The sequence below is a fragment of the Ruminococcus sp. AF17-12 genome (assembly GCF_003479245.1).
GTDB lineage: Bacteria > Bacillota > Clostridia > Lachnospirales > Lachnospiraceae > Blautia_A > Blautia_A fusiformis.
In genome coordinates this window covers 57,046-81,066 of sequence record NZ_QUGY01000014.1, presented here as the reverse complement: position 1 = coordinate 81,066, position 24,021 = coordinate 57,046, and the positions used below count along the sequence as shown (strand labels likewise).

Below are 24,021 nucleotides of genomic sequence, written 5' to 3'. Positions count from 1 at the left end.
GTCACGCCACCTCCCCACGATCCTGCGTCAGACTGAGGAAAATTTCCTCCAGATTTTTTGTCTGGGAAGTTACTCCCACAACTCCCGCGCCACTTTGCGCCAGAACGCTGACAAGGGCTGCCAGAACCTGGTCAGAAAGAGGTGGCAGTTGTAAAACGTCTGGCTGGTGCTCTGCTGTAACTGCCTTGATTCCCTGCTTCTGCAAAATAGTGATGCTTCTTTGGACGTCAAGAACACGAAGCAGAATACCACCCCGGCTGTGCTTCTGAAGTTCCTTCAGAGAGCCTTCAAAGAGCATTTTTCCATGATGATTTAAGATTCCGATCTGTGTGACCATCTGCTCGATCTCCCCCAATAGATGACTGGAGATCATGACAGTCGCTCCCGTTCTCTCCGACATGGAAGCAATCAGACTTCGCATTTCCTGAATTCCTGCCGGATCAAGACCGTTGGTTGGTTCATCCAGGATCAGAAGTTTTGGCTTTCCAAGTAGTGCCATTGCAATACCAAGACGCTGTTTCATGCCAAGAGAATACTGACCGACTTTCCGGTTTGCATCAGAAGTCAGATCAACCACTTCCAATACCCGGTCAATGTCTTTGTGGGTGATTCCTTTCAGGTCTGCAATAATAGAGAGATTTTCCCGTGCTGTGAGATGCAGATATCCGGATGGAGACTCGATCAGGCTTCCTGTCTGTTTCAATAATGTTATACGATTTTCCTGATCCATGGTTTTTCCAAGCAACTGAACGCTTCCACTGGTAGGATGCGCCAGACCAAGAAGCATCTTCATAGTGGTAGATTTCCCTGCACCGTTCGGTCCCAGAAAGCCATACACACAGCCCTGTGGAACTGAGAGATTCAGATGGTCTACGACTATTCGGCCATTGTAACTTTTACAGAGATTGTGAGTTTCAATAACAGATTTCATAATGTTCACTCCTGTTTTTTGATTGTTTTTGTTTTTTGGAATGAATTTAGTTTATATCTGTTGCCTTAATCTCAGTTGTTGCTTAGCTTAAATTTGGCTTAAGTTTTTGTGGGATAGATAGTATTAATCATAAAGTATGTTATAGTAAAACCAGTACATATTAAAGCAACATGACTGGATATTCTCAATCTACATTCACTACGTAGTTCTTATCAGACAACCATTTTGAGCTTATCAGGAAGATTTTGTACTCCTCCTGGTATATCCGCTTGCCAATACGCAGTTTTTCTTTAACTTGCATTTTATTCCACCAGGAAAGACGAGGACCACAACAATGAACACTATATATGAAACTCAAATTTTAATCGTAGATGACAACCAAGACCTTCTCCATCTGCTCTGTGAACAGCTATCCGGCGCAGGCTACCAGCATATCCAAACTGCCACAAATTGTGCAACCGCAAAAGCTGCTTTCCTGAATGAACAGCCTCAGCTGATGATCCTGGATATCAACCTGCCGGACGGCGATGGCTTTTCCTTATTTCGAACTTTGCGGGCTAAAGCTGATACTCCGGCATTATTTCTTTCCGCCCGTGATGCAGACGCAGACCGTTTATTCGGACTTGGTCTGGGTGCAGACGATTACCTTACCAAACCATTTCTGATACAGGAGCTCCTCCTTCGTGTCCAGCATATTCTTCAGCGTTCTTACCGCACAGAACTCTCTTCCGCCCAAATGATAACGCTGAAACTTGGCGACCGAAGTGTAAATCTCAATGATGCTCTTGTTTTTTTACCGGACGGAAGCCGCACTGCGTTGACCGCCACGGAGCTTTCTCTGCTGCGTAAACTGACAGAAAACCGCGGCCATATTGTAACTTACGACGCGCTTTGCTCCGCTGTCTGGGGCGCCGATTATTATGGCTATGAAAACAGCCTTGGCGTACATATCCGACACCTGCGCCAGAAGCTGGAAGAAAACCCCAGCCAGCCTCATTATCTCATCACAGTACGTGGCATTGGCTACAAACTGGCAAAGGAGGTCTGACATGAAAACTTTTATCCGCCTGATCCGGCGCTATGTACTGACTGCTATAGCTGTTGTTCTACTGTTTTTATTTCTTGGAACCGGGATGATCGTCTGGATCAGCTGGCGGGAAGGTAGCCGTCTGCCACAACAGGAATATACCGCCAGCAAAATCGCTGATTCCATGGCGGAAAACAAGAACGGGCTTAGCTTTGGTTCTGCTCATACTCCTCAAGAGTGGATGGATGGTTACTCCTGGGCTATGGTAATTGATGATTATGGTTATGTGAAATGGAATTATCTGCTGCCTGACAAATTAAACCACCACTATACTTCCGGTGATATTGCAAGTTTCGCCCGCTGGTACCTGGATGATTATCCCGTATTCTGCTGGAAGGAAAGTTATGGACTGTTTGTGATCGGTCTTCCAAAAGGAAGTCTCTGGAAATACAGTCTTTATAATTCTCCGGAAGTCCTACGCGATATAGCCCATAACGTTCCTATGATGTTTCTGAGCTTGCTGCTTTTGGGACTGATCTTCTGTCTCTGGCTTGGATGGCGCGGGACAAAACGCTTGAAAATTGTGGCAACGGGATTAGATTCCCTTGCAGAAGGACAGACAGTACAACTGCCAACGAACGGCTTCACCGGAGAACTGGCTGAAAAATTAAACCAGACCAGTGCGCAGCTGCAAAAAAGAAATGAAATGCTTACAAGACGTGATAATACAAGAACACAGTGGATCGCAGGTGTCAGTCACGATATCCGCACACCTCTGGCCCTGATCCTTGGATGTGGAGAACAGCTGGAGCATGATGTTGCGCTCCCTGATGCCGCCCGTCAGAAAGCTGCCGATATCCGCACCCAGTGCGAAAAATTACGCAGCCTGATTGATGATCTGAACCTGACCAGCAAGCTGGAATACGGCGCACAGCCTCTCAGAAAAGAAGCTTTTGCTGCCGGTCCATTATTCCGTAATCTGATCGCACAGTTTTATGACACCCCTCTGGCTGAAAACTGCGAAATTTCTCTGGTACAGTCCGATGCTGCTGAACACGCACAACTTTCCGCAGACCGCGCCCTTCTCAGTCGCCTGCTGGAAAATCTTCTGAATAACAGCATCCGGCATAATACTGATCTTATAGAAATTTCTGGTCTTGTGGAAATTTCTGTTCACACAGAGATAGAAATAGCAGAGAATCTTTTCCGCCTGACAGTAACAGATAACGGAAAAGGCTATCCTCCGGAAGTTCTCGCAACTCTTCATTCTGACGAAACACCCGATAATACACCGCACATTCTGGGGCTCCACGTCGTAGAACAGATTGCCACAGCCCACGGTGGAAAGACCCTCTTCTGCCAGAATGTCCCTGCTGGTGCGAAAGCGGTTGTGTGGCTGCCGGTGGAATAACATCCGTTGCCGCCACCAATACCAACATTATTTCTATATATTTTTCAATCAAACAGCTCCGTATAAAACAGCTGCTTAGGACTTTTAGGTTTATCTGGTATACTCATTTTTATTATTCCTTTATCAACTAAAGGCATTATATGCGTTTGAATTGCATAAGTAACAGAACTTAAACCTAAATAATTACATATTTCTTTTCTTGTTCGCGGCGTTTTACAAAAAAGAATTAATTCCCTATTTTCTACTGATTCAGGAATATTTTTTTCTTCTCCATATTTATACAGTTTTACAATAAAACAACCTCTTTCATCTAAAAATTCAGGTTGTGGTAAATTGTACTCCTGCATCGTTCTGCGAATTGTTGGAATTCCAGAATATCGATTTTCTGTAATTTTCATCACCTCTAATTCCGAGGCAATTACTGGATTTCTGGTATCTGGTTGCACTTTTCCCAACTGATCAATTCGTATTCTTCCATACAATCCACCTGGATTTTTGATTTCAATTCTATCCTCATACATTATTAATTGTATCGGCATGCCCTCTGTATGAATACTATAATCACGGTGTACTAAAGCATTTAATATTGCTTCTCTAATTGCTGTAATTGGGTAGTCCGTTCGATCCTCACGTTTTCCTGTCAAAGGATTAATAATGGTCTTCATTCGCATATTTCTACTTACAAACTTCATTGCTCCCTCAAGCATGTCCGATATATTTCCTTCTATTCTTTGATTATCTAAAAATCTCTCTCCTTGCTCACCGATTTCTCCCATCTCTTTTCCTGGAATAACTGTTGCAATAATACATAATTGAGGAAAATAAGCTTGGGGATATGGGCTAAAATTCATTACAGAACTTAATGTAATCCCATCATTCCGTTTTATACTCATCAACTCATAAATCTCATTGTCTGGTATAACTGCCAAGCGTGCTTTTCCTTTCTTCAATAATCCAATATATTCTGCTAATAGCACCTGATCCAATGAAGCAAATGAAGCCCTCTCAATTACCCTTATATCATCCTGATATTTTTTTCTATAAGCCTCATAACTATATACTTCATATTCTGTCATAGGCTCGTCACTGTCTCCTACACGTATAAACGAGCCCTTTACTCTTCCCCTTCCACGATAAAAAACCGGTCTATCTGAAATATCTGCACCAGGTATTTCAGCAGAAACAAAATATTTTCCATTTTTTTCTGCAACTGTAAGCTGTGGTCTAACAACTGGTTCCATCTGCAAACATTGCTCATTTATTTTCTTCTGGATATCTTGCGGATCATATACTCCCACTTCTTTAAAATTTTGCTTTTCATCCACACCAAAAATAATAATTCCTCCATCATCCTGATTGGAAAAACTAGACAATGAATCATACAAATGTTTGGGGCACCCTTGTTCTGCACTTTTTATCTCTAATGTAGGAGTTTCACACTTAAATTTCTGAATCAATTCTAATTTTTCAATTAATTCTTCGTTTGTCATTTTAGTTCCTCCATTTTTTTCATATTCTAACATTATATTTAAGTTTATTCAAGGAACTCAAATATTATTCAAGAAACTAAAATAGGAACTCAAATCATTTAGGTTCCTATTATATACTTATCTGCATTTATTTTCGAATTGCATAATATATCCATGCCAAATTTTTCTTATCTACTAGGATTTCATAATACTACTTCCCCTGCCTTGCAAAACCAGACTAATGTATTGTATGGTATGCACATAGTTCTTTTCCTGTTCTCATGCTATTTACTTTCTGAAAAAAGACGCATCGCATTATCAAACTCTCCGCATTGTAAAGTATCTTTTTCAATCTCAACTTTCATTATACTTTTCATCAACCAAGAACACATCCTATTAGTTTGTGATCTTTGTTTAATTTTCTCTGTATCGAGTCCCATATCCCTTAAGCTTATGATTCTATACAATTCCTTACACAGACTGGCAACATTCAATAAATCATCAAATTTCATTGTCACCGGTACTCTATTAGAAGAATGAGTATAAAAATTCCTATCATTCACAATATCATTTATAAGTTTTTCCTTTTCCCCTACAAATTTAGTTTTAGATATTTCTATAAAACAATTGCAACCTTTATATAAATAATCTTTCACCGCTTTTCTAAATGATATACCTGAATATCCAAGCCCCTTTTCAACCAATTCTTTTTCGTCTTCATTTTCAAGTTTACTCATTAATTCTTTCTTCTTTTCTTCAAATTCTTTAATTTCTTTTTCCTCATCTGTATATGCCTGAGTATACCCTTCAATCAATTGCATTGCAGCTAAAAATTTGTTTATTGTTACAATTTTCACATCTTCATCAAGTAGAATTCTTCCATACGCTTGCTGTGCATTATATATTTTTCTATAATTAGAGAACCAATACTTCATTGCTTGCTCTAAATTTTGAAAATCTGTTATCTTATATAAACTACTCCTTTTAAAAGATATAGAATCCATCGTATCATTTTTCAATACATTTAGCTTTTCTTTCGGAAAATTACAAATTCCTATAACTTCTACCATTTTATTACTTTCAGTACAATTTAAAGAATTAACAGTAACATTTTCTCCTGCCAATACCGAAAAAAAGTCCACTATTATATATAAATTTCTTTTTATCTCCTCCATATCTATAGCTGAATTAAACTTCCATATAATATAATGTGCAAATCCAATGGAAAAAGATTCTTTTCTATATTGATATCTCGGATAAACACAAAATGTTAATTCCCCGTTTTCTAACTGCACAACTTTATTTTCTATATTAATTGGTATATCAATTTTATGATAAAATAAAATATCCATATAATTTTTATTCATGTCATACGGGCATAAACCAATTAACTCATTTCCCTCCGTTATTTCAAAGCGAATCTCTTGAAATTTAGATGTATTTGTATAAGCCCTTTCACCCTTAAACAATATATCTGCCTGCAGTTCAAGTTTAAAATAATTATCCATTCCTCCTGACGCTGATTTGAAATTCAATCCAACTGCCGTTATCATTTCTCCTTCTTCTAATTCAATTACCAAATATTGGTTTATTTCTTCTCTCACCAAATTTACAATATCTCTTGAAACTCTGTAAAGCGTAATCATACCTTGATAAAATTTATTAATACTTATTTCTGCCCTACTATCCATTTCTACTTTATTTATATAAAGAAGCTTTCCTGAAAAGCCAGTTTTTGATTTTATACTCATATTACCCCTCTGTTATATAAACTCTCTAGCACCAAATATATTTAACAGCATTCTCTCCAAACAATATTAAATATTATAAATATTCTCTTCTTTACCTAGATTTTTAAATATACTTTTTTATTTTAGCATATTTTATAGAACAGAAAAACCCCGGAAATCTTACGGTTCCGAGGGTCTTCTTAATAATCATCTTTTTATTCTTCATTTTTTACGCCCAACTCTTCTACTGATCAATTTTTTATACTCTATCGAACTAACACGTATCCATTCCTGCTGCTCTCTACAATATTGAGAAATTATCATGCAATATGAATCAAATTCTTCTAACAGTTCCTTTCCTGTTCTATGATATTCAATAATGTAATCCTCTGTATTTTCTATTGCTGCTCTTTCCAAATATCCACAGCCTTTTAAATTCATTAATGTATCAAACAAGTCAACTTGAATTGTATATACAACTAAAATTTTTTGAATAGAATTTATTATTTCTTCTCTTATCTCATAATCCTTAGCCAAATCATTATTATAATTTTCCCTTAGTTTAAAACATGGTGTTATAACATATCGGTAAAGTTCCTGGCATAGTGCCTCATTCACTGCTGGAGCCTTTTTATACTCTGGTATGATAACCTGAAAAATAAAAAATATTTCTGCAGCAATTAAAGAAATAGCTATATTAAAAAGAAATTCTCCCACATCCCACAACCAATTTACAACATTGAAAGCACTAATTATTGAGCTGCATTTGAATATTAAATATATCACGCAATATAATATGGCTACTACTCCAACAATAAAAACCTTTCGATACATTTTTCCAAAATATATCAGAATATTTTCCTGTGGTCTTTTCACCATATAATCATCTCTTCCGCCACCTCTAAACTCTAGCTTTTTCATATTTTCTCTCCCTCAACAATCTTCATTATATCATCTGTCTTTTCGTAAAAGAAAGCTTTATTTTATGTAAATGATAGGAATCAAAATACCTTGACAAATGCAGGACATGAAACTTGAGATAATGTCATTAAAACGTATAATCTGACATAATCCTTAATCACATTTCTGCTTCATAGGTAAATCTACTCTCTCTATTATTGGATTTGCGAAAAATATTTATCCTTCCAACAGAAAAACCCGTAGAACCGAAGTTCTACGGGCATCTTACGCTTGGACACAATGTACCTAACGGTACGCAATATATATTAAATAAGGATGTTATACTAATTAACGATTACTCGATGATTGTAGCAACACGTCCTGATCCTACAGTACGTCCACCTTCACGGATAGCGAATGTAAGACCCTGGCTCATAGCGATCGGATGAATCAGCTCGATTGTCATCTCGATGTTATCTCCAGGCATGCACATCTCTGTTCCCTCTGGAAGGTTGCAAACACCTGTTACGTCTGTTGTTCTGAAATAGAACTGCGGACGATAGTTGTTGAAGAATGGTGTATGACGGCCACCCTCGTCTTTAGTCAGAACGTAAACCTGAGCTGTGAATTTTGTATGGCATGTAAGTGTTCCTGGTTTAGCAAGAACCTGTCCACGCTCGATCTCGTTTCTCTGAACACCACGAAGAAGTGCTCCGATGTTATCACCAGCCTGAGCCTCATCAAGAAGTTTACGGAACATCTCGATACCAGTTACAACAACTTTACGAGTCTCCTCTTTGATACCAACGATCTCAACTTCCTCAGATACGTGAAGAACACCAGCCTCAACTCTACCAGTTGCAACTGTACCACGTCCTGTGATGGAGAATACGTCCTCTACAGGCATTACGAACGGTTTATCTGTGTCACGCTGTGGGTCCGGAATGTACTCATCAACAGCATCCATAAGCTCCATGATCTTGTCTCCCCATGGGCCAGCCGGATCCTCAAGAGCTTTAAGAGCAGAACCCTGGATAACCGGAATGTCATCTCCTGGGAAGTCATACTCGGAAAGAAGATCACGGATCTCCATCTCAACGAGCTCAAGAAGCTCCTCATCGTCTACCATATCACATTTGTTCATGAATACAACGATGTAAGGAACACCTACCTGACGGGAAAGAAGGATATGCTCTTTAGTCTGAGCCATAACACCGTCTGTAGCAGCAACAACAAGGATAGCACCATCCATCTGAGCTGCACCTGTGATCATGTTCTTAACGTAGTCAGCATGTCCTGGGCAGTCAACGTGTGCGTAATGTCTACGCTCTGTCTGATACTCAACGTGAGCTGTAGAAATTGTGATACCACGCTCTCTTTCCTCTGGAGCTTTATCGATATCCTCAAAGTTCTCTACTACGTTTCCTGGAACTCTCTCTGCAAGAACTTTAGTGATAGCTGCTGTTAATGTTGTTTTACCATGGTCAACGTGTCCGATGGTACCAATGTTACAATGCGGTTTTGTTCTCTCAAACTTAGCCTTTGCCATTTTAAAATGTCCTCCTTAAAACTTGGCTCTATCAAAATTAGAGCATTTTTTCAGATTTAAACTTGCTAACCTTGATTATATTGCAAACCAAGGTTATTTGCAAGCATTTTATTATTTTATATCAGATCAGTCCTTTTTGGAAAGGATCTTCTCCTGTACAGACTTCGGAACCTGCTCATATTTCTCGAAGAACATAGAGTAGTTACCACGTCCCTGTGTTCTGGAACGAAGGTCTGTAGCATATCCGAACATCTCGGAAAGCGGAACATATCCACGGATCATCTTACCGCCACCGATATCTTCCATACCTTCGATACGTCCACGACGGGAGTTGATATCACCGATAACGTCACCCATGTAATCCTCTGGTGTAGTAACTTCGACCTTCATGATTGGCTCAAGAAGAACCGGAGCTGCTTTCTGCATAGCATCCTTGAATGCAAGAGAACCTGCAATGTGGAATGCCATCTCAGAAGAATCGACTTCATGGTAAGAACCATCGTATACATTCGCATGTACACCAACTACCGGGAATCCTCCGAGGATACCAGCTTTCATAGCTTCCTCGATACCTTCGCCAACTGCCGGGATGTATTCCTTCGGAATAGCACCACCAACAACTGTAGACTCGAACTTGTACAGCTCTTCTCCGTTGGCATCCATAGGCTCGAATTTAACTTTACAGTGACCATACTGTCCACGACCACCAGACTGTTTTGCATACTTGCTGTCTACATCAACAGGTTTGGTGATTGTCTCTTTGTAAGCAACCTGAGGTGCACCAACGTTTGCCTCAACCTTGAACTCACGAAGAAGACGGTCAACGATGATATCAAGGTGAAGCTCACCCATACCAGCGATGATGGTCTGTCCTGTTTCCTGATCTGTATGAGCACGGAATGTCGGGTCCTCCTCAGCAAGCTTAGCAAGTGCCTCACCAAGTTTGCCCTGTCCAGCTTTTGTCTTAGGCTCGATAGCGAGCTCGATAACTGGCTCTGGGAACTCCATGGACTCAAGGATTACCGGATGCTGCTCATCACAGATTGTATCACCTGTTGTAGTGAATTTGAATCCGATTGCTGCAGCGATATCACCGGAGTAAACCTTATCCAGCTCCATACGTTTATTAGCGTGCATCTGAAGGATACGTCCAACACGCTCTTTTTTATCTTTTGTGGCATTCAGTACATAAGAACCGGAGTTCATTGTTCCTGAATAAACACGGAAATAAGCAAGCTTTCCTACGAATGGGTCAGTCATGATCTTGAATGCAAGAGCGGAGAACGGCTCATCATCAGATGAATGTCTCTCAACTTCGTTGCCGTCAAGGTCAACACCCTTGATAGCCGGGATATCTGTAGGCGCCGGCATGTACTCAAGGATTGCGTCCAGAAGTTTCTGAACACCTTTGTTTCTGTAAGCGGAACCGCAGCAAACCGGTACTGCTGTACACTCACATGTAGCTTTTCTGAGGACAGCTTTCAGTCTGTCTACAGAAGGCTCATCTCCCTCAAGATACTCCATCATGAGGTCATCATCCAGCTCGCAGATCTTCTCGATCAGCTCTGTATGATAAAGCTCTGCATCTTCCTGCATATCCTCCGGGATATCAGTAATAGAGATGTCATCACCCTTCTCATCATTGTAGATGTATGCTTTCATCTCGAAAAGATCGATGATTCCTTTGAAGTCATCCTCTTTTCCGATCGGAAGCTGAAGGCAGATAGCGTTTTTACCAAGACGAGTCTTGATCTGCTCTACTGCACCGTAGAAGTTTGCACCAAGGATATCCATCTTGTTGATGAATGCCATACGAGGTACATTGTAGGTATCAGCCTGACGCCATACGTTCTCTGACTGCGGCTCAACACCACCCTTAGCACAGAAAACGCCGACAGCACCATCAAGCACACGAAGGGAACGCTCAACCTCAACAGTGAAGTCTACATGTCCTGGTGTATCAATGATGTTGATACGATGCTCAAGAGCACCTGGCTTTGGCTTGCAGTTCTCCTCAAGAGTCCAGTGACATGTTGTAGCAGCGGATGTGATTGTGATACCACGCTCCTGCTCCTGCTCCATCCAGTCCATTGTCGCTGTACCTTCATGAGTATCACCGATCTTGTAGTTAACTCCTGTATAATAAAGAATACGCTCTGTAAGAGTTGTTTTACCAGCATCGATATGCGCCATGATACCGATATTTCTGGTTCTCTCTAATGGATATTCTCTTCCTTCTTTTCCAGCCAATGAATTTTCCTCCTCGAATTAGAAGCGATAGTGAGCAAATGCTTTATTTGCCTCAGCCATCTTGTGCATGTCTTCTTTTCTCTTAACGGATGCACCTGTGTTGTTCATTGCGTCCAGAAGCTCATTAGCCAGTTTTTCTTCCATTGTCTTCTCGCCTCTCTTACGTGAGAACATTGTAAGCCAACGAAGAGCAAGTGCCTGACGTCTGTCTGCTCTTACCTCGATCGGAACCTGATAAGTAGCACCACCGATACGTCTTGCTTTTACCTCGAGAACTGGCATGATGTTGTTCATAGCCTCTTCAAATACTTCAATTGCTGGTTTACCAGCTTTTTCCTCTACTCTGGCAAATGCGCCGTATACAATTTTCTGAGCAACACCTTTCTTACCGTCTAACATGATGTTATTGATAAGTTTGGTAACCACTTTGTTATTGTACATCGGGTCAGCCAGAACGTCTCTTTTCTGAGTATGTCCTTTACGTGGCACGTTACTTCCCTCCTTAATCATATTGATTATATCATCGGTACTCACGCAGTAAAACTATTGCATGTTCGCACTGGTAAGGTCCTATATTTAACCCGCAACCGACAGGGTATATGGAATACCGTACAAATCCTTATAGTCTTCCGCTGTAATACATTAGATGAATAATATCTTTGTAATCCTCCTGATTATCTGCAATCAGGAAGCGGCGTAGATTTCTGATCTACTTAAATTATTTTTTAACTTTAGGTCTCTTAGCTCCGTATTTGGAACGAGCCTGTTTTCTGTTAGCGACACCTGCGGTATCAAGAGTACCTCTGATGATGTGGTATCTTGTACCAGGTAAGTCCTTAACTCTTCCTCCACGGATAAGAACAACGCTATGCTCCTGAAGGTTGTGACCCTCTCCTGGAATATAACTTGTTACCTCGATACCGTTGGAAAGACGAACTCTGGCGATCTTTCTAAGAGCTGAGTTAGGCTTTTTAGGAGTAGCTGTTTTAACAGCAGTACAAACACCACGTTTCTGTGGAGCAGCCTGATCAACTGCTTTCTTTCTTAAAGAGTTGTATGTTTTCTGCAGAGCCGGTGCTGTAGATTTCTTAACAGCTGTCTGACGGCCCTTTCTTACTAACTGGTTGAATGTTGGCATTCCATTTCACCTCCCGATTTATTTCTCCATGGGCTTTCCCATGGGGCCTTGCGGTTGCTATTTACAAATTACGGCATGCGAAAATATAACGTTTCATTCGCACGCTTGCTCATTATAGACCGTAAATACAGGGCTTGTCAAGGTGTTTTATGAAGAATTTTTGCTGATTTTACAGGGGTTTAACACAGTTTTCTTCATAGATGTCACAACCTGCCGGAAATACCCATTTTTCTTCTGCTGATATACCAGAGTATTCCCAGTATTCCTGCTATTAATATAGAAAGAACTGCTCCCGCCTGCAGCCCCGGAGTCCGATATTTCATAGTAACCGTATGTGTCCCGGCCGAAAGCTTTACACCGGTAAGCCCCTGGATGCTTTTCCCATCGACCTTTTTCCCATCTACATAAATCTGCATATCAGGATCATAAAATATGCTGAGAAGGAGCATTCCATCCTTTGCTGCAGCTATGGTACCCTTTCCATTCTTCAGATCCATCTGCCGGGAAGAAAGCATTTCATAGATCTCATCCAGGTCCGATTCCCGGTAAGTTCCCAGAACCGCTTCCTGCATTCCGGTTTCCGCAGTTACATGCACAACCGTATCCGTATCATAAGTGCCAAGATCCAGGAAATTATTATTCCAGTAATCGGATTTCTGATCCTGGCCGTTGATCGTTACAGTTTCCGGCTCTGTTCCCGGGATATAAAGATACCCATGCTCTCCTTCTTTCAGCGAAATATCAAAATCCACAGTCCCGGCCCATACTGCTTCTGAAGACACCGTCTGCATTTTGTACAGTCTTTTTCCCGCAATACCGCTGAGCAGCCGGTTCTGAACCTCAAGTGGATTTGTTCCTTCCATTGCATAGTCCAGTACGGAATCACTGACCATATATCCGGCTTTCAGTGCTCTCGGATTCTCATAGAGATCAAAGGACTGGCTTTCTCCGATTTTTTTATAAACAGTATGAAGCTTTCTTGTATTCCTGCAAAACAGATATCGTATTCCCAGAAGCATATCCGTCACTTCCGTGGATCCCGCATACTGAAAACGATTTTCCAGATTTTCAAAGCCCATGTTTTTTACAAAATCCCACATTACCTCTGTATTAGTAGAGGAATACATAGATATCCCGTTCAGCTGATACAGCATCTCTTCATTTCTCACAAGAGGATTTACAATAGCGGCACGGTAATCCACCTGATCCACACCGGCAGACTCCAGTAATCCACAAACCTCCTGCTCACTTTCCACATAAATATCACGGTTTGCGGTTCCATTATCTGTAATACTGACGATTCCGTGAATTCCTGTCTCTGCAAGGATCAGCACTGCCAGCACCAGACATCCCAGCTTTCGGATCTCCACACAGCAGAAGGCATGACCGGACAGTTTTCCACAGATACACCGTTCCGTCCACATAACCAGAAAGAATACTGCAAGAACCCCTGCTGTAAGCAGAAGTCCCCAGATATTTCCGCTTTTGATCCCCACAACGATACAGAAGCCCTCTGCAGCGATCAGTCCGGCAAAAATTCTTCCTGTGCTTTCATTTTCCACATTTCCCCATGCATCACAGGACATTTTCAACAGCAGAAATATCAGGATGAACACAAAACGATTGGGGATTCCCACAGGTTTATGCAATCCGTGAAAAAGCAGATTCAGCGCTGTGATATGGATCCCCGCAAAATACAAAACGATCAATATACCTGTTACGATTTTTTCTGCTGTGCGGATTTCTTTATTCAGAAAATAAATTCCGGCAAAAAGCAGCACTGCACAGCCACAGTAAAGGTTCACATCTCCCTGGTCGCCGGATTTTACAAAGGACAGGGAATCCTCGAATAATGCGCCCAGCTGTTTCCAGATATCTCCGTACACTCCCGAAAGTCCGGTGCCTGCCTCTTCCGCCGCTGCAGTTCTGGATACCGCAGCAATTCCGGGGATCAGTGTGATTCCTGCAAGTCCGGCTCCGGCAACAGACGCCCCGGCAAATTTCAATAATGAAAAACGGATTTTCTCCGGCCGTCGACCGGATTCTGCCGCAGCCAGCTCTGCCAGATAATAAAAAGCAGCAAATGTGCATAACATAAATCCCATATAATAGCTGGTTAAAATACAGTACCCCAGCACCAGACAATACCCTCGCCATTTTCCGGTATGCACCAGCTGTTCAATAAGATATGCAAGCACCGGAAGAAGCATGATACAGTCCAGCCACATCACATTGCTGTAATAGCCTATAAGAAAATTAGACAGTGCGTACATACAGCCAAGAGAAACTGCCATACTTTTTCTGCCCGGATATTTTTTCCCGGAATACCATGCCATGGATACGCTGCAAAGCCCTGCCTTGATCAGAATCACCGCAGTGACAGCCTCGTTTACATACATGAATTTCATAAACTGCAGTATTAGGAAGCTGAACGGACTGCAAAGATAATAGCAAAACAATCCGTAAAAATTATATCCCATGGCATGTGCGGACCAGGTCCAGTCCGTTCCCTTTCCAAGCTGCTCTGAAAGTTCCCTGTAAAAGGCTGTATACTGATGGACTCCATCTACCACCAGCGCCGAATTTTCTCCAAAAGGATAAACACCCTTCAGTGCAAAACCCAGCGTAAAGATCAGCACCGGAAACAGAAACGCCAGGAGATAGATCCACCCTCTGTTTCCCTGTTTTTTGTTTTTTTCCGCTTTCTGTATTCTTATTGGTCTCATTTCATTTCCTCGTCTGTCTGCAACAATTCCAGTCCGTTATGTTCTGGACAGCTGAATTATCTATCGGCTGTTATTTTCTGAAATACTGTTATTTCTTTTCCGTCGTTTTTTCCTACTGTATCATGTTTTTGTGAAATTACTGCGAATTTTTTCAGAGCAAAAGAAAAAAGCTGTCACATCATTGGAGACACAGAAAACTCCGCCGACGTAACAGCTTCTTTCTGAAGGAATCTGTGTACGCTGATCCACAGATCTCTTCATGGGTGTAATTATTAACTTTATGTGATGAGTTTTTAGTTCCTGGCCTGTATGATACGGATATTCACATATCCTGAGGTGGCTGTTTACAGGTTAAGAACTATTATAGATATATGATAGCATGGCCATATACATTTGTAAAATTGATATTTCGTGTTTATAATATAGAATATTTTAATATTTATCAAACGGATAAAAGCCTCTACCACACGGTAAAATCCTGTTTTTATAAAACAGTATAGCCTCTGGATTTCAGGCAGGATCTCACTTCCATGATATCCTCGGTATGGAATACCATGATCGGCTTGCCGGAATCACGGTTAAAGGAAAGGTACAGATAATCCACGCTCACATTACTGTCCTTCAGTGTAAGAAGCAGATCATTCAGATTTCCAGTCTTATCCTCAACCTCCACTCCGATCACCTCGATCACGTGGCAGAGATATCCTGCAGCGATCAGAGCCTCCATTGCCTTATCCGGCTCCGAAACTACCATTCGTACGATTCCGTACTCTGCGCTGTCATTAGTCACAGAGCCCAGAATGTTGATATCCTCGTTCTTCAGGATACCGGTAATGTTCTGCATAACACCCTTTTTATTTTCTGCATAGATGGATAACTGTTTCAGCATGATAAAATCCTCTCTTTCCTATGTGCTTTATTTTGCTGTTCTATCGTATGATAAATCTTCGCACATCTTATCAGGTATGTCAACCAGAGCAAGCCGGATAATAACACAGACATTCATATTTTAGTTTACCCGGCTCCATAAACACTGATATTTTATGATCAGCATTTAACCCGGCCCGCCTGTTCACCGCATGTGAGCATGGAGATATTTTTCCCGGGTAGCGATACCTCCCCGGATATGTCGCTCCTGCTTGTTTACATCCAGTACCTTGCGAACTTCTATGGCCAGAGCCGGATTGATCATTTTCAGGCGTTCTACGCAATCCTTATGTTTGGTTGTCACTAATTAGAACGGTTTCATCTAAGCCTAAATCACCGAAGATTCGTAAGTAAATATCTACGTTACCATCCTTGTCTACTTCAATTTTCTGGATAATCCGTTTAAGCTGTGCATTGGTCATCTGGTGAACATCGGAAATATCTTCAATCTCTTTAAACGTGCGATTCAAGATTATTTCCAGTTGTTCACCTTTTGTCAGGTGATAAGCAACCATTTTCAACTCATTCTCCAGACGCTCGATTTCCTGTTTTGTGCCGCCGATTTTTTCATTCAGTTCCTCACGTGTAATGAGGTCATCGGTGTACATATCCATGTATTTCTGACGCATTTTTTGAAGCTTGTGAAGCTGTGCGTTCAATTCCTTTTCGTAATTCAGGTTCTCATCCTTGGCTTTGTAAACCCTCTGGAATTCGCCTGTTACGTGACGAATTACATTTTTCTTTGCTTTCAGCAGCTCGGAAAAGTATTCGGACAGAACTTCAATCAACTCTTCCTCGTCCACTGTCTGAGCATTCGGGCAGCTATCCGCCCCACGTCCATTATGACCGGAACATACCCAGCGAATATAAGTATTCTTATAAGTACGAACAGTTCGTCGAAATGACCAGCCACATTCCTTACATTTAATCAGAGTAGAAAACAAATACTTATTGCTCTGCCGTTCCTTTGTTAATTTAAAAGTCTTGCTTCTGCACTCCAAAATCTCCTGTGCCTTTTCATACATTTCCGGCTCAATAATCCGCAGTTCCGGACGTTCTGTTACCATCCACTCCGTCTCGTCTTTTTCCGTTCTCTGTCCAGTCAGGAAGTCAGCTACTTCCTGCTTGCCGTTGATAATTTTTCCGGTATAAAGTTCATTCGTTAAAATCCGGCACGTCGCATTCTGGCTCCACTGACAATTACGCTTTGTTCGGATACCTTTCGCATTCAGCATGTTTGCAATCTTGGCGGCACCATATCCTTCTTCGATATACCATTTATAAATCTGCCTGATAACAGCTGCTTCTTCCTCGTTGATTGCCAAATTAAAGTAATCTCCAATGGTTTTATCATATCCGTACACAATATTCGGAACTCGTCCTTTTTCAGCATTCATTTTCTTGCCGAATTTCACACGCTTTGAAGTATTGGCACTTTCTTCCTGCGCCAATGCACCGAAGATTGTCAGAACAAATTCACTGTTTCCCATGCTGGTCATGTTGGCCGTCAAAAACTGTGTCTCGATTCCTAATGCTTTCAGTTTGCGGACATTCTGCAGAAGGTCTACAGTATTTCTGGCAAAGCGAGAGATGTCCTTTACTACTACCATATCAAATAGTCCATGTTCAGCATCAGCCATCATGCGTAAAAATTCTTTTCGATTTTTTATTTTCGTGCCTGAAATACCCTCATCTGCATATAATCTAACTAAGTTGTCACCAGTACGCTGGGTGTACTCAGAGAAAAATTGCTTTTGAGCTTCCAGACTGTTGAGCTGATCAGCTTTATCAGTGGAGACACGACAATAAGCAGCTATATTCATATCTAATACCTTTCTGTTATATTTAAGTCGTTCTGTTACAACTTTATTGTACCATCTAAAATATAATTGTAAATAGCAAAATAAGGAATACCCTTTCTTCAGAATATTCCTTATATGCATTACTCTTCGATAAAAAAATTTTCTAACAATAGCATAATGGATTGTTCATCAACATTACCTGGTTCTTTTAAATTTTTTTTCTTTTTATTCAATAACAAATATGTATCTGTAAAAACATCTTGTATCGTCCCAAGGCATTTATCTTTTGCTAATTTAACCATCAACTCAAGAATTACACGATCCACATAGATATGCAAATGTTCTCCTAACATTTGTATTCGTTTATGGCTTTCCCCTGCATGAACAATAGCATTTCTAAGCCTATATAAGCGATAAAGATGCCATTCAATTCTTTGACAATACTTTTCGGAAAGATGCCATAATTTTTCGCGATTTTCTCTTTGCTCATATAAGTTATATATTTTATAACGTATATTGGGATAATACTTAAGCTCATTCGCAAAATAATCTTCTCGATATTTCTCATATTTTTCAAGAAATATAAAGCCTGCGATTTTACAAATCTCTTTATCGAATTCTGTTATATCTTTAAGCAACAAACTTACTTTTCGATTACCTAAATTATTTTTCAAATCGTCAAGTATATTAGAAAATATGCATTCGAAATAGTCATTTTGTAGAATGGAAACTATATTATCAGTAACGCTTTCAATTTTGGATTTTGAACTATCTGTAACACTTGCAACCTCCAACGCTGACCACAAATTAAGAAATGCATCATTTAAGTCTTGTTGATTTAATGCCGCATTATGCAAATCAACAATCTTATTAAGCTGAGAATAAGTTTCCTTTCCTTTTTCTTGGCATCCCAAAACAATTGTATCTATTTCAGTTTTAAAATTTTCTCGTGGCTCAGGCTTGATACTTTTATACCCAAACGCTTTTACGGGAAGAATTATTCCCTCTTGGGTATCTTGTCGAATTACCAATCCGTTTTTACCTATTACACTGATATTATCATTCAAAAAAACTTCTAAATATCTCAAAAAAATTTCTAATGCAGAATACGCTCGTTTCATTGCTGAATAATTATCATATGCCTTTGTTTCCATAACCCCTATAAAGGACTTTTGCTTTCTTTTAATCTGTTTAAAGCAACCATCATCTTCAAACGAAATATGCAATCTTTCATTTAACAACTTTTGATATGGCTTTAATTTTTCATAAAAAACAAAGTACACTTTGTATTTACCAATTTCAAAATCAAACCTATTCAAAAAAATCTGTGCTTTTTTTTCTGGATCATTTATACTTTCCTCAAATATATTTCTCAGGAATCTATATATATATTCCGATGAATATCCATGCCATAGCAAAAAAGCAAGCCAAGCACGAAGTCCTTTTTCAATTTCTGTTTTACGGTTTGATTCCGACAAATTTTCTTTCAAGTATTTACAACATATTTCATAGTACTTTTTCTTTGGTATCTTATTGAATATATAATGTACCGCTGTTCTTTGATCTTTATCTAAAAATTTTGCCATCTCTTCAATAACTTCATATTTATACAACTCTCGAACAATAACGTCTGTCATTAAACTCGACTTAATCTCTTTTGCAATTATATCTAATTGATATTGCTTAATACTCCCTTTCACCACATCTTTTTCAGTATCAACATATTCTTCTAATAATGTTTGTGTATTATGAACAGGCGCTTTAACAATATCATCTGAATAATGAAACAACATTTCTTGTAGTCTTTGAACAAAAAATAAATATCCATCCTTAGTAGATGTCCAATCTTGTGTAATATATTTCATTTTTCATCCCCCTCGCATTTTTGTAAATCAATCATTTTTTTATCAAGTACCACTTTGCATACCTATTAGTTCCTGTTGTAACAACAATTCCATCCTTTTTCATTGCCTGTAACAAATTAGAAACCTTCTTCGATTTCTGTTCATCGCTAAGTACTTCTGGCAATGCTTTTTCCAGTACTTCCATTAAATCTCTTTTGCTGGCTTCTCCCATTGACTGAAGTGCTTTTATAATTAACTGCTTGCAAATATCATCATCTAACCCTTTATTTCGAACATAAGCAGCTTTCTGTCCGACAATATCTGCCACCTTGAAAGATACAAAAACATTAGGATAACGTCCTTCCACAAGACCTTTTTTCTTCAAATCCTTAAAGCTTTCTTTAGAAACTACTTCCTGTTTCTGAACTTTATCCAACAAAAATACAGTTCTCATATCTAAATCTTCATTGGAATATAAAAGCTGAGTATAATTCTTATCCAATATCTTTCCGTACACAGTCACTGTAACTCTATTAATTGTGTTCAAATCATATGTCGGCAATGGGAAGCATTTATCACGCTGTATCTGATACATCATTGGTATTCCCATTGAATTTGTATCAATCATATACAGATTTACCATTGCGTTACACAAAAACACATTTCGATAATACGGTGGTTTATATCCCGGTTCCAGTGCTTGTTCAATAGTTTCTGGTATAAAAGCCCCCTCATTGATAAATACCAGTCTGTCCTCAAATTCCTCTACGTTGATTTTTCCACGCAAGCGATAGTCCTGATGAGCAATACAGTTATTAATAATCTCTTTGATCAGCTCTGGTTCATATTGATCTACTTCATCCGGAAACAAAGTCTGCTGTCCGGCAATATAGCGATACTTTACATTTCTGATCCTGGAATATACCTTATCCACTGCCATTAACATCGGTATATCAAAATGTTCATAAGCTTTTACCGAATTATCTGCATTATAAAGTGTCCAGGTAATTCTAGGAATAAAGCCATCAAAGAAATATTTAGCCTCACTTTTTCCTAATAACAATAACGCCGTTCTGGTTATTTTTCCTTTTATTGTAATACCAGCTTTATTTAAAACCTCAATATCAGACAGTTTCTTTAAAACTTCCTGTGCTTTTTTTCGATCACTCTGACGTTTTGAGAAAAGTTCTCTTGCTCTTTTAATCGCTTCTTCATCCAAATCTTCTATGGTAGCATCTTCTACAATTTCTTTTGACCAATCCATTCCTATCTGATTTCTAAGTAGATCTACTTTATTCATCGGAAGCGGCGATACAGATTCATGCTCTCTGGCATACGCTGCCCCTTGCCATGTTGTCGGAATCCCCCTAATAGCTGGAGGAATTTGAAATGCTATCACTCGACATTTTTCCATTGTCAGTTCGTATATCTCCAGAAATGTCAATCGTTCATTGGTTCCATTTACGATTTCCTTTTTCAAACTTTGCAGACTTCCCTGTTTCCGAAATTCCGTTCCTACATATCGTTTATCATCCGAAATTCCGAAAATCAGCCACGCCTCCTGTAATCCCCGAAGATTTGCTTCATTGCTAAGTGCAGAAAAATATTTACCAATGTCATTAAACGAATAATTTGTGCGTGCTTCTTTAAATTCTACAACTTCATTTTCAAAGGATTCTATCATGCGAACAATCTTTTCTTTTAATTGGCTATCCGTATATATCATATTCTTCCGCCTTTCAAAATTTTCTATGACTAAATTCTATGACTAATCTATGACTTTCTAGAACTAATTTTAACTGATTTTCAGACAGAACACAAGCAATAGCAAAAAAATAAAAGGCATCCCACGCGCTACGCAGGACACCCTCCATCATGTTTTGGTTCATTGGGAAGCTCATTCGCTGCTTCTTGTATTGCCTGTTCCACCTTACTTGCATTTGCTTCAATCAATATCTTTAACAGATAGTCGGCGGTTACTTCCGCAGTGTTTGGATTATGGAATCGATAATTAAGTTTTCTCTTTTTCATAGCGGAATTTCCACCTCCTCCCGTATGTCTTTGTCCATAACTATGAAAATGTTTTTTGAAATAGTCCTGCCAAATGCCATTCCTGTTCAACTTAAATAGATGCCGGTCAAAGGGGCATCCCTGTTGTAAACCACCGCTGTAAACAAACTCCAAAAAATCTAATTCTTTTTGTTTTTTCAGTTTTCTTTCCTCAATACCAAATTACTCTTATATATCTGTTTACTGTTTACAAATTCTACAAGTCAAAGCAATATCCATAGAAAAAAGTGTAAACAACACGCCAACTACCGTAAACCTGACTGGCATTTTACTGGAAAGGTAACTCCACCTGCCGGGCTTCCTTCTCAGTAATCGGATGCCAGTCATTTTCATTTTTTAAGTCTTTTGCGTCTCGTTTACAGTTTTCGTTTACACATACCCACGAACGCTGTGTACCGTAATCCTTGAATCTTGTCATCGTCCCCTGTTTCCAACCCACAATGCTTGTATTCATGATTTCACAGATGCGGTCTGTCTCCGCCTTCTTCGGCTTTACATAAGGATTGTCCAGTGCCTCTTTAAAAAGCATCAATGAACAGACTTTTCTGTCTTCATGTTCATCCAGCCATGCCTGTATCATTCCGGCTTCCGTATCATCCGCCATGAACTCCTGCCGCAGTTTATCAAGCTGTGTTTCTGTTTCCTTTGAAAACGCCAGTTTAAAATTTCCATTACGGTACAACATCATTGCTTCCGCCCACACCTGATCAATATACTGTCTGGATTCCTTCTCATTTTCGAGGATATGAACCTCCATCTCTGCCCGGTTCGTCTGAACCGGAACGAATCTTCGATTTCCGGTACGGTCAAACGGCAGGAATCGCTTAATATTGGATGTTCCTCCAAATACACATTGCCTCGGACGATCAAGAGCATATACTGCATAAGAATCCCGATAAGTCTCTTTCTGCCTGCTCAGAAAGCTCTTTGTTTCCTCAATACTCTTAGAGCGTGCCGTTGCGACCATTTCAGACATTTCAATCATCCAATGACCACGAAGCTGACAATAAACTTTTTCCGAATCCAGTTTGCCGATGTCATCAGTGAACCAGTCATCCTTTACTGCCATGAAACGAAAAAATGTAGATTTTCCCACGCCCTGACCCCCGACCAGACAGAGCATATATTCAAACTTAATTCCGGGGCGGAACGCACGGGCAATAGCTCCCAGCAAAAACATTTTCATACTTTCATAGGTCAACTCATCCACAGGTGCACCAAGAAAATGATGCAGCACATAGCGGATACGTTCCTGCCCATCCCATTGCAGACTGTTCAAATAATCCCGGACAGGGTGATATTTGTTCCGATCTGCCTGATGGACAATACTTTTCTGCACAATCTTATCCATCGTCAAACCGTAAGTCTCTTCCAAATAAAGCATAATATAGTTCAAATCCATATCTGTGAATGCCGGGCTTATCCGTTCCCACCACACGGGTTTTACAATGTCTGTCTGCTCAGTCAAAATATTGTGCCGGAATACATCTTTTAACAGAGGATCATGTTCTAAAATTAGCTTACAGTTATGCCGATTGTTTTTCACAGCACCCTTCTGTGTCATTTCCAGTTGTTCTCTGATTTCCTCTACTGTCAACTCCGTTTCCATTATATCCATTACTTCGCACAATTCCTGTCGTGTCTGTGGTGATAAAGTCTGAAATTCTCTGTTCAATCGCTGTCACCTCCTTCCCATGAGCCACCACTACGGCAACTCGTTCTTCTAATGTGCCTGATAATAATGTATCCAACAGGTACTCTGTTTCTGATATTTTTTCCAATGCCTCCATAAACAGCGGATGCCAGACATCTTCCACCTGTTTCGGAGCACACTCTTCTTTCCACTGTTTCAACAAATGCAGGTAATCTGCCAGTGCACGGAAATATCTATTTTCTGCCTGCAGATACCTCTGTTCCTGTGTTAGCTGTCGTTTGATTTGTTTTCTCTGTGGCGGGCTGTGCCCCATGTTCTCATAATGTATAGAAAAATCTCTTGCCAATTTCTCTGCCGCCTCTTTTGGTTTTAAATTGTACAAGTGTGCCGTAAAATCAATCACATCCCCATCTGCCTGACATCCGAAACAATGAAAACGCCTGTCCACTTTCATGCTTGGATTCTTGTCACGGTGAAATGGACAGACCGCCATTCCATTCTTGTTTACCCGTATTCCATAGCTTTCTGCAGCCTGCCGGGTAGTCACAGACTGTTTAACTGCTTCAAATATATTCATCCTTTTCCTCTTTTCT

19 protein-coding genes are annotated in these 24,021 nt (G+C 40.0%); 2 read left to right on the top strand and 17 right to left on the bottom strand.

Features of this window, described 5'->3' with window-relative positions:
• Position 1: 1 nt before the first annotated feature.
• The gene (locus DWW77_RS14320; protein ID WP_118608969.1) at positions 2-931 is read right to left on the bottom strand and encodes an ABC transporter ATP-binding protein; all 930 of its coding nucleotides are present in this window, start codon (positions 929-931) and stop codon (positions 2-4) included.
• A 334-nt stretch (positions 932-1,265) separates the two neighbouring features.
• Between DWW77_RS14320 and DWW77_RS14315 the strand changes: the two genes are divergently transcribed.
• Both DWW77_RS14315 and DWW77_RS14310 read left to right on the top strand, forming a co-directional pair.
• On the top strand, positions 1,266-1,979 hold the full coding sequence (locus DWW77_RS14315; RefSeq protein WP_118608968.1) for a response regulator transcription factor: 714 nt from the start codon (positions 1,266-1,268) through the stop codon (positions 1,977-1,979).
• A gap of 1 nt (position 1,980) precedes the next feature.
• On the top strand, positions 1,981-3,369 hold the full coding sequence (locus DWW77_RS14310; protein ID WP_118608967.1) for a sensor histidine kinase: 1,389 nt from the start codon (positions 1,981-1,983) through the stop codon (positions 3,367-3,369).
• Between the two features lie 44 nt (positions 3,370-3,413).
• Here DWW77_RS14310 and DWW77_RS14305 read toward each other — a convergent pair whose 3' ends face one another.
• The 16 genes from DWW77_RS14305 to DWW77_RS14235 form a co-directional block, all read right to left on the bottom strand.
• A complete protein-coding gene (locus DWW77_RS14305) occupies positions 3,414-4,859 on the bottom strand; it encodes an ATP-binding protein (protein ID WP_118608966.1) in 1,446 nt (481 codons plus the stop codon).
• A gap of 263 nt (positions 4,860-5,122) precedes the next feature.
• On the bottom strand, positions 5,123-6,589 hold the full coding sequence (locus DWW77_RS14300) for a HEPN domain-containing protein (RefSeq protein ID WP_118608965.1): 1,467 nt from the start codon (positions 6,587-6,589) through the stop codon (positions 5,123-5,125).
• 201 nt (positions 6,590-6,790) lie between these two features.
• Complete coding sequence (locus DWW77_RS14295; RefSeq protein ID WP_118608964.1) at positions 6,791-7,489, bottom strand: hypothetical protein; 699 nt, start codon at positions 7,487-7,489, stop codon at positions 6,791-6,793.
• A gap of 334 nt (positions 7,490-7,823) precedes the next feature.
• Positions 7,824-9,017 carry an elongation factor Tu gene (gene tuf, locus DWW77_RS14290; protein WP_015526359.1) on the bottom strand — a complete coding sequence of 398 codons (1,194 nt, stop codon included), beginning with the start codon at positions 9,015-9,017 and terminating at the stop codon, positions 7,824-7,826.
• A gap of 126 nt (positions 9,018-9,143) precedes the next feature.
• On the bottom strand, positions 9,144-11,267 hold the full coding sequence (gene fusA / locus DWW77_RS14285) for an elongation factor G (RefSeq protein ID WP_256442543.1): 2,124 nt from the start codon (positions 11,265-11,267) through the stop codon (positions 9,144-9,146).
• Positions 11,268-11,285: 18 nt separating this feature from the next.
• Positions 11,286-11,756, bottom strand: coding sequence for a 30S ribosomal protein S7 (rpsG, locus tag DWW77_RS14280; RefSeq protein WP_207664959.1), 471 nt, complete (start codon positions 11,754-11,756; stop codon positions 11,286-11,288).
• Between the two features lie 229 nt (positions 11,757-11,985).
• Complete coding sequence (gene rpsL / locus DWW77_RS14275; RefSeq protein ID WP_015526360.1) at positions 11,986-12,405, bottom strand: 30S ribosomal protein S12; 420 nt, start codon at positions 12,403-12,405, stop codon at positions 11,986-11,988.
• Between the two features lie 203 nt (positions 12,406-12,608).
• Positions 12,609-15,131, bottom strand: coding sequence for a YfhO family protein (locus tag DWW77_RS14270; protein ID WP_118608962.1), 2,523 nt, complete (start codon positions 15,129-15,131; stop codon positions 12,609-12,611).
• A 484-nt stretch (positions 15,132-15,615) separates the two neighbouring features.
• Positions 15,616-16,020 carry an ACT domain-containing protein gene (locus DWW77_RS14265; RefSeq protein ID WP_015526362.1) on the bottom strand — a complete coding sequence of 135 codons (405 nt, stop codon included), beginning with the start codon at positions 16,018-16,020 and terminating at the stop codon, positions 15,616-15,618.
• A 183-nt stretch (positions 16,021-16,203) separates the two neighbouring features.
• Entirely contained in the window at positions 16,204-16,323 is a 120-nt protein-coding gene (locus DWW77_RS14260; protein WP_502696234.1) for a sporulation transcriptional regulator SpoIIID, read from the bottom strand.
• Between the two features lie 22 nt (positions 16,324-16,345).
• On the bottom strand, positions 16,346-17,881 hold the full coding sequence (locus DWW77_RS14255) for a recombinase family protein (protein ID WP_118137600.1): 1,536 nt from the start codon (positions 17,879-17,881) through the stop codon (positions 16,346-16,348).
• A gap of 119 nt (positions 17,882-18,000) precedes the next feature.
• A complete protein-coding gene (locus tag DWW77_RS14250; RefSeq protein ID WP_015541718.1) occupies positions 18,001-19,725 on the bottom strand; it encodes a hypothetical protein in 1,725 nt (574 codons plus the stop codon).
• Between the two features lie 31 nt (positions 19,726-19,756).
• The gene (locus DWW77_RS14245; protein WP_022388874.1) at positions 19,757-21,430 is read right to left on the bottom strand and encodes a DUF8451 domain-containing protein; all 1,674 of its coding nucleotides are present in this window, start codon (positions 21,428-21,430) and stop codon (positions 19,757-19,759) included.
• A 128-nt stretch (positions 21,431-21,558) separates the two neighbouring features.
• The gene (locus DWW77_RS18125; RefSeq protein WP_015541716.1) at positions 21,559-21,735 is read right to left on the bottom strand and encodes a hypothetical protein; all 177 of its coding nucleotides are present in this window, start codon (positions 21,733-21,735) and stop codon (positions 21,559-21,561) included.
• A gap of 307 nt (positions 21,736-22,042) precedes the next feature.
• On the bottom strand, positions 22,043-23,392 hold the full coding sequence (locus tag DWW77_RS14240) for a virulence-associated E family protein (RefSeq protein WP_008707132.1): 1,350 nt from the start codon (positions 23,390-23,392) through the stop codon (positions 22,043-22,045).
• Positions 23,301-24,005, bottom strand: coding sequence for a CHC2 zinc finger domain-containing protein (locus tag DWW77_RS14235; protein ID WP_008707134.1), 705 nt, complete (start codon positions 24,003-24,005; stop codon positions 23,301-23,303). The genes DWW77_RS14240 and DWW77_RS14235 overlap by 92 nt, the downstream gene beginning before the upstream one ends.
• Positions 24,006-24,021 lie beyond the last annotated feature (16 nt).